General features: G+C 32.9%; 13 protein-coding genes and 1 pseudogene. 6 read left to right on the forward strand and 8 right to left on the reverse strand.

The window, feature by feature from the left end; all coding sequences use genetic code 11:
- Nucleotides 1-307: 307 nt before the first annotated feature.
- Genes glmS through BC961_RS04165 form a run of 3 tightly spaced genes read right to left on the reverse strand, consistent with a single transcriptional unit; the run spans nucleotide 308 to nucleotide 4,656 of the window.
- A complete protein-coding gene (gene glmS / locus BC961_RS04155; protein WP_121924603.1) occupies nucleotides 308-2,155 on the reverse strand; it encodes a glutamine--fructose-6-phosphate transaminase (isomerizing) in 1,848 nt (615 codons plus the stop codon).
- A gap of 9 nt (nucleotides 2,156-2,164) precedes the next feature.
- Nucleotides 2,165-3,829, reverse strand: a complete 1,665-nt coding sequence (locus tag BC961_RS04160; protein ID WP_121924604.1) for a DUF4270 domain-containing protein — start codon at nucleotides 3,827-3,829, stop codon at nucleotides 2,165-2,167.
- 20 nt (nucleotides 3,830-3,849) lie between these two features.
- Nucleotides 3,850-4,656, reverse strand: a complete 807-nt coding sequence (locus tag BC961_RS04165; RefSeq protein WP_121924605.1) for a glycogen/starch synthase — start codon at nucleotides 4,654-4,656, stop codon at nucleotides 3,850-3,852.
- 108 nt (nucleotides 4,657-4,764) lie between these two features.
- On the opposite strand from BC961_RS04165, the gene panC reads away from it, so the two are divergent.
- The 4 genes from panC to BC961_RS04185 all read left to right on the forward strand — a co-directional run bounded on the left by panC (nucleotide 4,765) and on the right by BC961_RS04185 (nucleotide 9,612).
- The gene (gene panC, locus BC961_RS04170; RefSeq protein WP_121924606.1) at nucleotides 4,765-5,613 is read left to right on the forward strand and encodes a pantoate--beta-alanine ligase; all 849 of its coding nucleotides are present in this window, start codon (nucleotides 4,765-4,767) and stop codon (nucleotides 5,611-5,613) included.
- Nucleotides 5,614-5,627: 14 nt separating this feature from the next.
- Nucleotides 5,628-5,978 carry an aspartate 1-decarboxylase gene (panD, locus tag BC961_RS04175; protein ID WP_121924607.1) on the forward strand — a complete coding sequence of 117 codons (351 nt, stop codon included), beginning with the start codon at nucleotides 5,628-5,630 and terminating at the stop codon, nucleotides 5,976-5,978.
- Nucleotides 5,979-6,136: 158 nt separating this feature from the next.
- Complete coding sequence (gene radA / locus BC961_RS04180) at nucleotides 6,137-7,498, forward strand: DNA repair protein RadA (RefSeq protein WP_121924608.1); 1,362 nt, start codon at nucleotides 6,137-6,139, stop codon at nucleotides 7,496-7,498.
- A gap of 152 nt (nucleotides 7,499-7,650) precedes the next feature.
- Nucleotides 7,651-9,612 carry a transglycosylase domain-containing protein gene (locus tag BC961_RS04185; RefSeq protein WP_121924609.1) on the forward strand — a complete coding sequence of 654 codons (1,962 nt, stop codon included), beginning with the start codon at nucleotides 7,651-7,653 and terminating at the stop codon, nucleotides 9,610-9,612.
- A 58-nt stretch (nucleotides 9,613-9,670) separates the two neighbouring features.
- Here the strand turns inward: BC961_RS04185 and BC961_RS04190 are convergent, their stop codons facing one another.
- On the reverse strand, nucleotides 9,671-10,708 hold the full coding sequence (locus tag BC961_RS04190; protein WP_121924610.1) for an aldo/keto reductase: 1,038 nt from the start codon (nucleotides 10,706-10,708) through the stop codon (nucleotides 9,671-9,673).
- A gap of 156 nt (nucleotides 10,709-10,864) precedes the next feature.
- A complete protein-coding gene (locus BC961_RS04195) occupies nucleotides 10,865-11,806 on the reverse strand; it encodes an OmpA family protein (protein WP_121924611.1) in 942 nt (313 codons plus the stop codon).
- 15 nt (nucleotides 11,807-11,821) lie between these two features.
- Between BC961_RS04195 and BC961_RS14900 the strand changes: the two genes are divergently transcribed.
- Nucleotides 11,822-11,950 carry a hypothetical protein gene (locus tag BC961_RS14900; protein ID WP_262706554.1) on the forward strand — a complete coding sequence of 43 codons (129 nt, stop codon included), beginning with the start codon at nucleotides 11,822-11,824 and terminating at the stop codon, nucleotides 11,948-11,950.
- A gap of 14 nt (nucleotides 11,951-11,964) precedes the next feature.
- Here BC961_RS14900 and BC961_RS04200 read toward each other — a convergent pair whose 3' ends face one another.
- A complete protein-coding gene (locus BC961_RS04200; protein ID WP_121924612.1) occupies nucleotides 11,965-12,726 on the reverse strand; it encodes an exodeoxyribonuclease III in 762 nt (253 codons plus the stop codon).
- Between the two features lie 113 nt (nucleotides 12,727-12,839).
- Between BC961_RS04200 and BC961_RS04205 the strand changes: the two genes are divergently transcribed.
- Entirely contained in the window at nucleotides 12,840-14,642 is a 1,803-nt protein-coding gene (locus BC961_RS04205) for a GNAT family N-acyltransferase (protein ID WP_121924613.1), read from the forward strand.
- 63 nt (nucleotides 14,643-14,705) lie between these two features.
- Here the strand turns inward: BC961_RS04205 and BC961_RS04210 are convergent, their stop codons facing one another.
- Entirely contained in the window at nucleotides 14,706-14,987 is a 282-nt protein-coding gene (locus BC961_RS04210) for a TM2 domain-containing protein (protein WP_121924614.1), read from the reverse strand.
- Nucleotides 14,988-15,428: 441 nt separating this feature from the next.
- A pseudogene (locus tag BC961_RS04215) lies at nucleotides 15,429-16,373 on the reverse strand (2-hydroxyacid dehydrogenase); the annotation flags it as partial.
- Nucleotides 16,374-16,501 lie beyond the last annotated feature (128 nt).

A 16,501-nucleotide genomic window follows, 5' to 3' on the forward strand; every position in this document is an offset into this window, starting at 1 on the left:
TAAATATTTCATATTCAGCAGTTATTTTGCCTCATTTATGCATATCCTACAATTGAAAATTATAATTTTATATTCTTAAATATGTCAAAATATCAAAAAATAACTATGCATGCATACGATTTATGAACATATATCAAAAAACTAATTAATTACTAGATATTTGATAAAAGTGCACTTATTTGGATAATTAACATACATTTCTCTTTTCAAATGGTAAATTTTGTTATCAAGTCATAATTAACAACAGGCCATAAAAAAAGCCTCGAGAAATTTCTCGAGGCTTTTTTATGATAAAGTAAAACTGAATTTACTCTACAGTAACTGATTTTGCTAGATTACGTGGTTGATCCACATTACATCCGCGCATTACAGCAATATGATAGGATAAAAGCTGTAAAGGAATTGTAGTAATTAATGGTGATAAAGCATCTGATGTTTCAGGGATTTCAATAATGTAATCCGCTAATTCGCGTACTTGTGTATCTCCTTTAGTAACAACTGCAATAATCTTTCCGCTTCTAGATTTTATTTCTTGAATATTACTTACGATTTTATCGTAATGTCCTTGCTTAGGTGCAATAACGATAACTGGCATATGTTCGTCAATTAATGCAATAGGTCCGTGCTTCATTTCTGCAGCAGGATATCCTTCAGCATGAATATATGAAATTTCTTTTAATTTTAAAGCACCTTCTAAAGCTACTGGAAAATTATACCCTCTACCTAAATAAAGACAATTTGGTGCATCTTTAAAAACAGCAGCAATTTCTTTAGCTCTTTCATTTGTTTCCAAAGCTTCTTTCACTTTCTCAGGAATAATCTCTAATTCTTGTAGATAAGAATGAAATACAGAATTTGACAACGTCCCTTTGGCTTTAGCCAAACGTAAAGCAATCATAGTCAAAACTGTAATTTGAGTTGTAAATGCTTTTGTCGAAGCAACACCAATTTCTGGTCCTGCATGAGTATAAGCTCCTGCATGTGTTTCTCTTGAAATAGAAGAACCTACTACATTACAAACTCCAAAAACGAAAGCTCCGTTTTCTTTTGCTAATTTTATTGCAGCCATCGTATCAGCTGTTTCCCCTGATTGAGAAATAGCGATAACAACGTCTTTTCTATTTATAATTGGATTTCTATATCTAAATTCAGAAGCGTATTCAACTTCAACAGGAATTCTTGCAAATTCTTCAAATATATATTCAGCTACTAATCCAGCATGCCATGAAGTTCCACACGCAACAATAATAATACGTTCCGCATTTAAAAACTTTTCTAAGTTATCTTCAATTCCTGCCATTTGGATTAGACCTTCATTAGCATGAAGTCTTCCACGGTACGTATCTTTTATAACGCTAGGTTGCTCATAAATCTCTTTCAACATAAAGTGATCGTATCCTCCTTTTTCAATTTGCTCCAAATTCATTTGAAGTTCTTGAATTGTAGGGTTAACCAAAGTATCGTCTTGAATTTTACGAACTTTCATTTCTTTATGCAATCTAATATTTGCCATTTCACCGTCTTCTAAATATACAGCATTAGATGTATATTCTATAAATGGTGATGCATCAGAAGCAATAAAAAACTCTCCTTCACCAATACCAATTGCAAGCGGACTACCTAAACGTGCTGCTACAATTTCGTTTGGATTTTTTTTATCAAAAACTGCAATTGCATAAGCGCCTACAACTTGGTTTAAAGCTACTTGAACTGCTTTACCTAACTTTAGGTTATCTTTCTTTTGAACTTCTTCAATAAGATTTACTAAAACTTCAGTATCAGTATCTGAATGAAAAACATAACCTCTACTTTTCAATTCTGCTTTTAAAGGAGCATAATTTTCAATAATTCCATTATGGATAATTGCTAAATCACCTGAATTTGAAATATGTGGATGCGAATTCACATCGTTTGGAACACCATGTGTTGCCCAACGAGTATGTCCAATTCCTATAGTCCCATTAAGCGTAATTTCTTTTTCAGCTCTTTCTTCAAGATCTGTAACTTTACCTTTAGCTTTAGCAACTTTCATATTTTGGCCATCGTACAGCATTACTCCCGCACTATCGTAACCTCTATATTCTAGTCTTTTTAATCCTTTTATTACTATAGGATATGCTTCCCTATATCCAATGTATCCAACGATTCCGCACATAAATTTGGTTTAATTTGGTTTTGTAAAATAAATCTCTAGTTTTAATCTCTTATCCGCTGGTACGGTAGATTTTCCGCTGTATAAAATAGTTCCTAAAGGATTCATAACTGAAGCTTTTGGTGCTTGAGTTATAAAAGCATTTGGAGTTTTAACTTTGTATGAATTGATTTTCTCAATATCTTCAGTAACTACCAGACCTAATTTTACATTAGTAGAATCTTTATTATTGATAAGATTTCTAATTTGGTTTGTTATTCTAATTTTATAAGTAGCTCCTCTTTTTGTGGTAGCATCTTTCTTGATAATACCATCAAACAAAGCTTTTGAATTCTTTGGACTAGTACTGCTTGAAGTAGGATCTAATGTGTAATCCACAACTAAACGACTATTTGTATAGTCATAAAGATAAATTCTTTGCGGCTCATAACTGCTAGACATTGCAGCAGCATCAATATGGAAAACTAAATTAGCTTCGTTAACTAATAATTTTTTACCACCGGCAGGGTTTCTCAAATCATCTAGTTCATCTGAAACACCATTTGGACCTGCAGTTACAACACCATTAGCATCGTATCCTTTTACATCTGTTTTATCAAATAATTGTAAAATTGCTACAGAACCCTGACCACCTTTTAAGAATAATTTATCATCTCCATCTACACTATTTCCAGTGCTAGGCAAAGCGTTATATGTCATACCGGTAGCGCTGTAATCATTTTTCAATAAGCTTACAGAATTTCCAGCCATGTCTAATACTAATGTTTTCTTCTCTCTTGTAGTAGCACTTCCAGTTGCAGACGCAACATCCTCTTTATATATAATCGTTATTTTACCAGCTTTAAAATTAAGCATTGCTAAATTTCCTGCAGCACCAGCTGACTTTTCCATTTTGAAATAAAGTCCTCTAAAATAATTTTTGAAAACATCGTTAGACGCTAGTTTACCAGAATTTGCTGCATCAAGAATTCTAGTTTTAAAATAACCTTTATTCAAATTCAACTGCATTCCTGGCGGAGTATATTTTGTGCTTTTTACAGATGTTATCGAATCAGTTGTTACCACAACATGCTCTGATGGGCTAAAGAAAAACTCATCATTTTGTGACTTATCCGGACTATCGTTTAAAGGCGAACCAACTTTTAGACTATTAAACTCTGTATCTTGATCTGTAAAATATTTCTGTTGTTGTTTGAATGATTCAAGAGGATCAGCATCTCTCATGAAATAACCAGATTCATATACACTTAGTTTCATTTTTGCCATCTCTGGACCATAAATTGAATCTAAAACGTAAGTGTGACTGCCATCTGCATTTGTCTTAGTTTTTGTGTCATCCGTAAAATAAGGGATTGTCAAAGTAACACTTTCAACAAAAGTTCTAGCACCTACAGCGCTAACAAACGTTGGTAAACTTAACTGCGTATTAAAATTTGCAGTGGTTTCACCAAAATTAGTACTACTATAAATACCTAGCGCATTAACTTCAAGATTGTTGGACTGAATAGGTCCTGTTTTTTGGTTGTAACCAAGAACGCTATAAGATGCTTTATTGAGATCAAAGTTATTTACTCCAATTAAATTTCCACCGATCTCATTGTAATCTTTATCACAAGAAGTAAAAATTACAACAGTAGCAACTAGAAGAATTTTCTTAAAAAAAGAATTATTGTACATATTTATTAAAAAAGTTTAATTTAAAGAACTTCGTTTCTGTAGAAATTGGTATACGCTTCCGCGAATGCATCTTTCGGGGCGAAAGGTAAAAAAGGTTTTCCTGAAGATTCTATAAATTTTGTTAAACTTGAAGGGAGGTTTTCTGACGCAATAATCACAGCATCAGAATGATTGATGGTTGCTTTTATGATATTTTCATAGTTAGGCGTTTCTAAATCTGCGATAGCATCTACAGGAACTCCATCAAACTTCACTTTATTAATCATTCCCTTATTCAAAGTCCCTTCAAATGAAGGAGCATAAACAGATGTAACGATTTTTGTTTCAGAGAATAAAGCTTCATTTTTATAAAAATGCTTCATGTATATAGGTAACATAGCAGCCATCCATCCGTGAACATGAATAATATCTGGAACCCAGTTCAGTTTTTTAACGGTTTCAACGACACCTTTTGCAAAGAATATAGCGCGCTCATCGTTATCAGGAAACATCACACCTTCTTCATCAGTGAATGTAGCTTTCCTTTTAAAATATTCATCATTGTCAATGAAATAAACTTGAATTCTCTCTTTTGGGATAGAAGCAACTTTGATAATCAATGGCATATCAAGGTCATTTACAACCAAATTCATACCTGAAAGTCTAATTACTTCATGTAATTGATGTCTTCTCTCGTTAATATTTCCATACCTAGGCATAAAAATTCGAATCTGTCCGCCTTGGTCATTGATCATTTTAGGAACGTCGTAAGACATTAAAGAAACCTCGTTTTCAGCGAGATAAGGCACCACTTCAGATGATACGTATAATATCCTCTTATCTTTCATATTGTAATTTACTTAATTTATTGGCAATAAAAACCATGCAAAATTACAAAAATTTATGCAGTTATTAACAAAAATAGTAAGTTTGCAGTTAATTTTAATAATACTGCCATGCCTATTTTCTACGGAAAAGCATCTTTAATGGAACATCTTAAATCCATAAAAACAGCCCAATCAACAATTGGATTTGTTCCCACTATGGGTGCTTTGCATCAAGGTCATCTGGCTTTAATGCAAAAATCCTTGTCAGAAAATAACACTACTGTGGTAAGTATATTTGTAAATCCTACGCAATTTAATAATGCTGAAGATTTAGCTAAATATCCAAGAACGCTAGAAGCAGATGTTAAAAAACTGGACAATTTAGACCCGAAAATTGTTTTATACGCGCCTTCTGTAGATGATATTTATGAAGGAAACGTAGAATCACAAAGCTTTAACTTTGATGGCTTAGAAAACCAAATGGAAGGCAAGTTTAGACCTGGGCATTTTGATGGTGTTGGTACGATTGTTAAGCGACTTTTTGAAATTGTAGAGCCAACAAATGCTTATTTTGGAGAAAAAGATTTCCAACAATTGCAAATTGTAAAGAAAATGGTTTCTAAAAATGGATTGAAAGTAAACATCATTGGATGTCCTATTCATAGAGAATCCAATCATCTTGCTATGAGTTCGAGAAACGAAAGATTATCAGCAAATGAAAGAGATGAAGCAGCAATTATATTCCAAATATTAAGCACTGTAAAAGAGAAATTCCCAAAAGAGAGCACAGCGAAGATTTCAGAATGGGTTCAGAAAAATTTAGAAAAAAATCCTAATTTTGCTTTAGAATATTTCACTATAGCTGATGAAGCAACTTTACTGTCCTGTTCTAGAAAAGACAAGAATAAAAAATATCGTGCTTTTATTGCGGTATTAATTAACAATATTCGTCTGATTGATACTATTTCATTAAATTAATTTACTTTTGTGCCATGCAAATTCAAGTTTTAAAATCAAAAATACACCGCGTTAAAGTAACTGGAGCCGATTTAAATTATATCGGAAGTATTACTATTGACGAGTCATTATTAGACGCTTCAAACATTATTGAAGGCGAGAAAGTTTCTATCGTAAACATCAATAATGGAGAACGTTTTGAAACGTATGCTATTAAAGGCGCGAAAAATTCAGGAACAATCACGTTAAATGGTCCTGCAGCACGAAAAGTTCAAAAAGATGACATTATTATAATCATCTCCTATGCAACACTAGAATTTGAAGAAGCAAAATCTTTTAAACCATGGATTATTTTTCCAAATGAAAATGACAATTCACTAACATAAAATAAAATTTTCAATCATTGAAAGCCACTCCTCAACAGAGTGGCTTTCACTTTTTAAGAAGTTTTTACTGTTTTTAAGAAGCTGTAGAATTTAAGAAACAATGTTTTTTTACAAGCGTACTTTACTGTAAATTTGAATTCAATATTATTCCAACATCAATGTCAAAAGTAAAAACAACTTTTTTTTGCCAAAATTGTGGCGCACAATATGCCAAATGGCAAGGACAATGTAACTCTTGCAAGGAATGGAATACCATCGCCGAAGAGATTATTCAGAAGCAAGAAAAAGCAGCTTGGAAAAGTGAACCGAGTTCAAGCAGCAAAGCTCCAAAGCCTTTACGAATTGACGAAATAGATTCTGCTCAAGAAATACGAATGGACACTACTGATGCCGAATTAAATCGAGTTTTAGGTGGCGGAATTGTTCCTGGATCGTTAATACTTTTAGGTGGAGAACCTGGAATTGGAAAAAGCACATTATTACTCCAAGTTTCATTAAAGCTTCCGTACAAAACTTTATATGTTTCAGGCGAAGAAAGCCAAAAGCAAATAAAAATGCGTGCAGAACGAATTACTCCTAGCAGTGAGAACTGTTATATTCTAACGGAAACAAAAACGCAGAATATTTTTAAACAAATAGAAGCAATTCAACCTGAAATTGTAATCATCGATTCGATACAAACTTTACATACGGATTACATCGAATCTACTGCAGGAAGTATTTCACAAATTAGAGAAACTACTGCAGAACTTATAAAATTTGCGAAGGAAACTAATATTCCAGTTATTCTTATTGGACATATCACAAAAGATGGGAATATTGCCGGTCCAAAGATACTAGAACACATGGTAGATACTGTTCTTCAGTTTGAAGGCGATAGAAATCATGTTTATAGAATATTGCGTTCTTTAAAAAACCGCTTTGGTTCTACTGCCGAAATCGGAATTTACGAAATGCTCGGAAGTGGATTACGCGAGGTTTCTAATCCTTCAGAAATATTAATTTCGCACAAAGACGAAGAATTATCAGGAACTGCAATCGCATCAACTCTAGAAGGAATGAGACCGTTAATGATCGAAATCCAAGCCTTAGTGAGCACGGCAGTTTACGGAACACCGCAACGAAGTACTACAGGTTACAATGCAAAAAGATTAAACATGATATTAGCCGTTCTTGAAAAAAGGGCTGGTTTTAGGCTTGGCGCCAAAGATGTATTCCTGAACGTAACAGGAGGAATTTCAGTCGATGATCCTGCTATAGACTTAGCTGTTGTTGCGGCCATATTATCCTCAAATGAAGATATAGCAGTGAACAAAGATTTCTGTTTTGCAGGTGAAGTGGGACTTTCGGGCGAGATACGACCTGTAAACCGCGTAGACCAACGTATTCAGGAAGCAGAAAAACTAGGATTTTCTACCATTTATGTTTCTAAATACAATAAGATTGCAACAAAGAGTACCGGGATAACGGTTCGTTTAGTTGCGAAAATTGAAGATGTAGCCGCTGAATTATTTGGATAAAAAAATTGTTTATTTATCATTTATGTAAAGTCTAGCATTAGATATTGTTGCACGTTACATTTACCTTTTCACTAAACTGACCTCACTTAAATTAGATGATCTTTTATCTAACTTTTAAAGAATAAACCCGTTACAAAAACGTTTCATAATTAATGAAATCTACAAAAAATAAAATATTTTTAATCCTAAAGATACTTTTGATATTAGTAGCTGTGATTGCAGTAGCTTTTTATTTTTTTAGAGATGCACTTTTAAAACAAGCAATTGCAAAAGCAACAGTAAAAATAGAGTTAGAATACGATAGTGATTTAACGATTAAGGAAGCTGTTTTTGAAGGTTTTTCAGGTATAAGTCTAAACGAGATAACACTTACTCCGCGAAATTTAGACACTTTAATAACTATCCAGAAAATGAGAACGAGCGTTAATATTTGGCAATTAGCGCTTGGTGAAGTTCAATTAGGCACATTAGAAATTAAAAATGGAAAAGTACAACTAACACAAAAAGGTAAAATAAAAAACTTTGCAGCTTTTCTAAAAAAGGATAAAAACGAATCAAAAAGCACTGATAAAAAAGACTACGCTGCTTTTGCCTATCGAATTATTACAAAGGTGCTAAATCTGGTCCCTACAGATATGGACGTTGAAAATCTGAGTTTTAAATTAGATGATAATGGCAAAAAAGCAACTATAGACATTAAAAAATTAGTACTATTAAACAAAGTGCTCGAAACTTCAATAGATGTACAGACCAATACTTTTGCGCAGCGCTGGAAAATAAAAGGCTTTGCTGATCCAAGAAATAAGAAAGCAGATGTTCGTTTTTTTAATCTTGATACTGGCGCGATTAAAGTTCCCTATTTTGATGAGCGTTATAATCTTATCTCGAGCTTTGACTCCATCCGTCTGAACATTGATAATATTGATAAAAGTGGTGGAGAACTGCATCTTGATGGCTTTGCTTCAATTGCCAACTTAAAAATAAATCATCCTAAAATTGCAAGAAAAGATGTGGTTATAAAAAACGCGCGTTTTGATTATCGCTTCTTGTTAGGATCAAACTTTATTTCTATTGATAGTAGCTCCACGATCCAGCTCAATAAAATTAAACTCTATCCTTATTTGTCCTATGACAATGAAAAAGATACTGTTTACAGACTCAAAGTAGCGTTACCGAAAATGGCAGCACAAGATTTTATTTCTTCTTTACCAGACGGTCTTTTCACAAATTTCCAAGGAATGGAAGCGGCAGGAATTTTCGATTATAAATTAGATTTCAAATACAATGTTAATAAACCTAATGACTTAGTTTTTGATAGTAATCTCAAGAAAGAAAACTTAAAAATCACAAAATATGGAAAAGCGAATCTAAACAAACTAAATGGTGAATTTATATATCGTGCCATTATAAAAGATGTTCTACAACGTCCAGTATTAGTTGGAAATGCCAATCCAAATTTTACACCGCTCGAGCAGATTTCACCCTATTTGAGAAAGAGCGTCTTAACCACCGAAGATCCATCCTTCTTTTCTCATCGTGGTTTTATAAACGAGGCATTCAAACAATCAATTGTAAAGAATATAAAAACGAAAAAGTTTTCGCGCGGTGCCAGTACCATAAGTATGCAATTAGTAAAAAACGTATTTCTAACTAGAGAAAAAACATTGTCTCGAAAACTTGAGGAAATTCTATTAGTTTACATTCTAGAAAACAATCGAATAGCCAGCAAAGAGAGAATGTTAGAAGTATATTTTAATATTATCGAATGGGGACCTAATATTTATGGAATAGGTGAAGCGAGCCAGTTTTACTTCCAAAAAAGACCTTCAGAATTAGACCTAAAAGAATGTCTTTATCTTGCTAGAATTATACCAAGTCCAAAAAAGTTTATGTATCAATTTAATGATCAAGGGAACTTGAGAGATTTTGCATTGCAACAAGAAAATTTTCTAACTAATATTATGACTAAAAGAGGATTGTTGACTGTTGACGATACTATTTACAAGCAACATACATTACATATTTCTGGTCCAGCAAAATCGTATCTTAGATTAAAAGTCAAAGATTCAACAGAAATTGATTCCATACCTTCAATAAGTGAGTTTGAATTGTAAAAATAAAGCCTGATAAAATAAAATTTCTATCAGGCTTTTGTATAATTATAGAATAAAATTACGGAGCAGGATCTGGAATAATAGCTTGAACTTTATTTATTTCTGCTAGAATATCTTCAGAAAGTGACACTTTGATAGTATCAATATTTTCCTTTAATTGTTTCAATGTTGTGGCACCAATGATTGTACTACTCACAAAAGGTTGCTGTTCAACGAATGCCAGAGACAATTCTGTTAAGGTTAATCCGTTTTTCTTTGCAATTTCATTATACAACATTGTCGCTTGGGTACACTGCTCGCTATTATATCTTGTATACTGAGGGAAAAGTTTAATTCTAGCGTTGGGATGACTTTCTCCTGTCAAGAATTTTCCAGATAAAACACCAAAAGCTAATGGAGAATACGCTAGCAAACCTACATTTTCTCTCATGCAAATTTCTGAAGTTCCTACTTCAAACAACCTATTCAATAACGAATAGGGATTTTGAACCGTTTTAATTCTGGCAAGATTTTTATATTTACTTTCTTCTAGAAAACGCATAATTCCCCATGGATTTTCATTTGAAAGACCAATATGTTTAATTTTACCTTCTTTAACAAAACCATCTAAAGTCTCTAAAACTTGGTGAATATTGTCTTCCCATGAATCATCTTGTACTTTAAAACCACGCTGACCAAAGCAATTATTTTTACGTTCCGGCCAATGCAATTGATAAACATCTAAATAATCTGTTTGCAGTCTCTTTAGGCTATTATCCAGTGCATAATTTAAACTTTCAGCAGAGAAGTCTATAGTATCACGCATATAAGTAAAATTAGGATTTGGCCCCGCAATTTTAGACGCTAGTACTATTTCCTCTCTCTTCCCTGATTTTTTTAACCAAGTACCAATGATTTTTTCAGTATTACCGTAAGTTTCTTTACTCGCAGGAACGGAATACATCTCAGCAGTATCAAAAAAATTAACACCATTTTCAAATGCATAATCCATTTGCGAATGACCTTCTGCTTCTGAATTTTGTTGTCCAAAAGTCATTGTGCCTAAGCATATTTTACTCACTTTTATATCGGTATTCGGTAAAGTAGTGTATTTCATTTTTGAAGATTCTTAATTAAGTTACAAAAGTATATTTATTAAAACTTTTCGGTTTGCAATTAAACTATTTTTATGAAACGTTTATGTTTATAACCATAAAAAAAGGCTCAAACAAAATGCTTTGAGCCTTAAAAATAATAGTTTGAAAACTAAATTTTAGTTTAAATCATTCAGCATATCTGCAATTTCATCTAATCTAGGCGTTAGAATAATTTCGATTCTACGATTTTTTGCTTTTCCCTCAGCAGTTGCATTACTCACTAGAGGTGAATATTCACTTCTACCTGCAGCAGTTAGATTTTGTTTATTTATTTTCTTGTTTTCAGTTAAAATCGAAACAATTGCAGTGGCTCTTTTAGTTGATAAATCCCAGTTATCGGCGATTGGACCAGCAGCAGAGAAAGCATCATTGTCCGTATGTCCTTCAATAAGAACTGAAATTTCAGGGTTGTCACCCAAAACTTTACCAACTTCCGTAACCGCTTTCTTCCCTTCAGAACCTACAGCATAACTTCCAGAATTAAATAGTAATTTGTTTTCCATTGAAACATATACTTTTCCATTCTTTTGTTCTACAGTTAAGCCTTTACCTTCAAAACTATTTAAAGCTTTAGAAAGCGTTTCTTTTAATTTTTTCATGCTCGCTTCCTTCGCAGCAATTAAATTCTCGAGTTCTTGTAAACGCTGTGCATTTTTATTTAATCGCTCTTGTTCCTGAGCTAAAGCTTTTGCTTTTTCGTCAAGTTGTCCCAGCAAATCACGATTTTTCTTCATGTTACTTTGCAAAGCATCACTGCTATTTTTTTCTAAAGCATCGTATGAATCTTGTAAAACCTTAAATTTATCTTGTGCTGCAGCATAGTCTACTTTCAACTTATTCAGCTCCGCTTTTGACTTACTTAAATCAGAAGTCAATCCATCACGATATAATTCTAGTTGGTTTTTAGCCTTTAGTAAATCGGCATTTTCATCAGATATACTTCTATTTTCTTTTTTCAGATCGGCAAATTTAGTTTCGAGATCATTGTATATTTTTTTTGATACACATGAGGTCGAAAGTGCCACTGCTAGTAATCCTATCGAAAGTTTTTTTATCATTTTGTTTATATTTTTATGCGTTGTCTTTTACCAAATGTAATCATTATACCCATAAATCCTAGCCTTGATGGCATTGAAAATCCTTCCTACTCTTTTGAAAAAGCAGTAAGATTGAACCATCCCGAGGCATTAAAAGTAGGATAAAGTACCTAAAAAATTTATTCAATTTCTACTAAAATGGGGCAATGATCAGAATGTACTGCGTCAGATAAAATAACGGCTCTTTTCAATTTATGTTTTAACGAATCACTTACTAAGTTGTAATCGATGCGCCAACCCTTATTATTCCCTCTGGCTCCAGCGCGGTAACTCCACCAAGAATATTGATGTGGCTCACTGTTGAAATGACGAAAACTATCTACAAATCCAGACTTCATAAATCCGTCAAGCCACGCTCGTTCTTGAGGTAAAAATCCAGAAACATTTTTATTTCTTACAGGATCATGAATATCGATAGCTTCGTGACAAATATTATAATCACCGCAAATAACAAGATTTGGAATTTCTTGCTTAAGGTCATTGATATAATTTTGAAAGTCATCCATAAACATAAATTTGTGGTCGAGTCTATCAATATTTGTTCCTGATGGTAAGTACAAACTCATGACAGAAACATCATCGAAGTCGGCACGAAGATTCCTACCTTCAAAATCCATATGCTGAATTCCAGTTCCATGAACTACCTTGTTAGGCTTAGTCTTCGAAAGAATTGCCACGCCACTATATCCTTTTTTAGTTGCTGAGTAATAGTATTGATAAGGATAACCCGCTTCTGTGATTGCATCTACAGGAATTTGATCTTCCATAGCTTTAATTTCTTGAAGACAAATTACATCTGGGTTTGCTTGCTTCAACCAATCTATAAATCCTTTAGAAATCGCTGCTCTGATTCCGTTGACGTTGTATGAAATAATTTTCATTGAAGTTTTTTTTGAGTTTCAAAAGTAATAAAAAAGAAGAAGTTTGACTTAGAAAAATAGAGAAAATGGAGTTTTTTGCTATCTTTGTTTCTTGCTCTAAAAACAAAAAATAAATGGGTTTAGTAACCGCCAAAGAAGTTGCAAAAGCAATTAATGTAGATAAGTATGGAGTTCTTGGCACTTTTTCCGGTTGGATGCTAATGAAGTTGCTTAAAATTTCTACATTAAATAAAGTTTACGATAGAAATAGACATCTACAAGATGTAGATTTTTTGAATGGAATATTAGATGATTTACAAATAAAATTTGAAATACCAGAAGAAGACTTAAAACGTTTACCAAAAGATGGCGCTTACATAACAATATCAAATCATCCTCTAGGTGGTATTGACGGAGTTTTATTACTGAAATTGATGCTTGAAAGAGAACCAAATTTCAAAATTATTGCTAACTTTTTATTACACCGAATTGAACCTCTCAAAAAATACATAATGCCCGTAAATCCTTTTGAAAATCATAAGGATGCGAAATCTAGCGTTGTAGGAATTAAAGAAACTTTACGCCATTTAAGCGATGGAAAACCATTAGGAATGTTTCCTGCCGGTGAAGTTTCAACGTATAAAGATGGAAAATTAATGGTTGATAAACCTTGGGAAGAAGGAGCAATAAAAGTTATTAGAAAAGCACAAGTACCTGTTGTTCCTATTTATTTTCATGCAAAAAACAGTCGCTTGTTTTATCTGCTTTCAAAAATTAGCAGCACGTTTAGAACTGCAAAACTACCTTCTGAAGTTTTTAGTCAAAAGAATAGAGTAATAAAAGTACGCGTTGGGAAACCAATTTCAGTTAACGAACAAAATGAGTACAAAACGATAGAGGAATACTCTGAATTTTTAAGAAAGAAAACCTACATGTTGGCTAATCCTTTCGAAAAGGAGACTCACTTTTTACCAACACCAACTTTAAAAATTCCTAAAAGCCCAAAGAAAATTGTGGGTGGTGCCAATAGAGAAAAAATGATTGCCGAAGTTGATGCCGCCAGAAATACTGATTGTCGTCTTTTACAAAGTAAAAACTATGAGGTGTTTTTCACTGAAGCTGAAAAAATTCCTAACATTCTACATGAGATAGGCCGCTTACGAGAAATCACTTTTCGTGAAGTAGGTGAAGGGACTAACGAGTCTATAGATTTAGATAAGCATGATCAATATTATCACCACTTATTTTTATGGGATAATGAAACCAATAAAATTGCAGGCGCCTACCGAATGGGCTTAGGTTCCAAAATTTATCCAAAATACGGAATAAATGGTTTTTACCTCAACGATCTATTTCGTTTTGAGCCAGAATTATATGATATGATGCACAAATCCATTGAAATGGGTCGTGCATTTATCATCAAAGAATACCAGCAAAAACCAATGCCTCTTTTCTTACTTTGGAAAGGGATTATGCACACCACGCTTCGTTATCCTGAACATAAATTCTTGTTAGGAGGAGTTAGTATTAGCAATCAGTTTTCTGATTTCTCAAAATCATTGATGATTGAATTTATGAAGTCCAATTATTACGATCCCTATATCGCTCAATATATTCATCCAAAGAAAGAATATAAAGTAAAATTAAAGGACGCAGATAAAGATTTCATTTTTGATGAAGCTGAATCTGATTTAAATAAATTTGATAAGATTATTGATGAATTAGAACCGGGAAGTTTGCGTTTGCCTGTGCTTATTAAAAAATACATCAAGCAAAATGCAAAAGTGGTTGCTTTTAATGTTGATCCCTTATTCAACAATGCTGTCGATGGATTAATGTATATTAGAATTGCAGATATTCCAGAAAGTACAATGAAACCAGTAATGGAAGAGTTCCAAAAAGAGCTTGAAAGAAAACTACATGAAAAAGAAGATTAATCTTCGAATTATATAGAAAAGAAAATCCCGTTAATTTAAGAAGTTAACGGGATTTTTTATTTCTTAGAACCATGCTTTTTTCTCTACCTGATAGGTTTGATAAAACTCTTCATCAGATTTTGTTAGATATATAATTCCTTCAATAAGCCCGAGTAAACTGGTCACTGTTCCACAAGTACAAATACTTATTACCAGCCATATTATTCCTTCTTTGGTGTAGCCTAAAAGAAATTTATGAATACCAAATACTCCTAGAAGTATTGCTAAAATTCCAGCTGGCAACTTTTTGTTGTCTTGTTTAATTGGCTTAGGATTGTTCCATTGCTCGTGTCTTGAATTTTCCATTTTTTAAAATTATATTTTAGTTTAGTTAATAGTTATTCTTTTCTAATATTACTCTTTTGGTTCCCAGAGTTCGATTTTATTTCCTTCTAAATCAAGGATCCATCCAAATTTACCGTACTCATAAGTCTGCACATCACCTACAATTGTTACCCCTTCTTCAGACAATTTGTTTAATAAATCATCCAAATTTACTACTCTGAAGTTTTGCATGAATTGCTTCTCACTTGGTGCAAAATAATTGGTTTCCTCTACAAAAGGGGACCATTGCGTTGAACATTGATTGTCATTTTTATCTTTCCAAAGAAAAGTGGATCCAAAATCATCTGTTTTTAAACCTAAATGGGTTGCGTACCATGAAAGTAGTTCTTTTGGATTTTTAGATTTAAAAAAGAAACCTCCAATTCCAGTTACTCTTTCTTCGGTTGCTGTTGGATTAGAATTACCAAAATATTTTGCTTTGATTTTATCAACGATTACTTGCGCTAATCGCTCATGGCTTTCAAAGGTCCAACCAGCAATATGGGGACTTAATATAACATTTTTAGCTTTCAATAAATATTTAAATGCTTCAGGCGTGTATTTGTCTTTGAAGAGTGTTTCAAAAGACAATTTTTCATATTCTAAAACATCTAATCCAGCACCAAGTACCTTTCCAGATTGCATCGCAGTGACTAAATCAGCAGTTACAACATTATTCCCTCTAGAAGTATTTATAATCCAAAACGGTTTTTCAAATCCCTCGATAAATGCAGTATTAACCATTTTGTCTGTTTCTGGAGTCCATGGTAAATGTAAACTCAGCACATCAGTTTTTTGCTTTAGTTCTTCTAATGAAACTTGCTTAGCATTGGCATCAGCCACATTTTCTTTGATATCATAACACAGCACCTCAACATCAAAACCGCGAAGTTTTTTAGCAAATGCTTTTCCCATATTACCATAACCAATTATACCTACCGTTTTACCATCTAACTCATGCCCTCTATTACTTTCTCTGTTCCAATGACCAGATTGGATTTCAGTATGCGCTTGATTTAATTTATTAAAAAGAGATAAAATCATCCCGAGAGAGTGTTCTGCGACTGCGTTTCTATTTCCTTCAGGCGCAGCTATAAGTGTAATGTTTTTAGAACTAGCATATTCACAATCAATGCTTTCTAATCCTGCTCCTACTCTGGCGATGAACTGTAAATTAGTGGCTTTTTCTAAAAACGTCTTATCAATTTTGAACCTACTTCTAATTACAATCCCTTGATAATCTTGAATCTTAGCTTCAATTTCTTCTTTTGACGATGTGAAATCACTGTGGTTTATAAACCCAGCATTTTGCAATTGATCCCAAAGTATTGGGTTATTACTATCGATGTGAAGGATTTTGATGTCCATAATTTAATTTTTTTTGATCCTCCAAATAAACAAAAAAATTACGGTTTATTATTTTTACCAAGGAAATTTGACCTTAAATTCATAAATTAGCGCTCTAAATTTTTATTACAAATAGGAAAAACGTAATA

This window comes from Flavobacterium weaverense (assembly GCF_003688495.1).
In the GTDB taxonomy this organism is placed as follows: Bacteria; Bacteroidota; Bacteroidia; order Flavobacteriales; family Flavobacteriaceae; genus Flavobacterium; species Flavobacterium weaverense.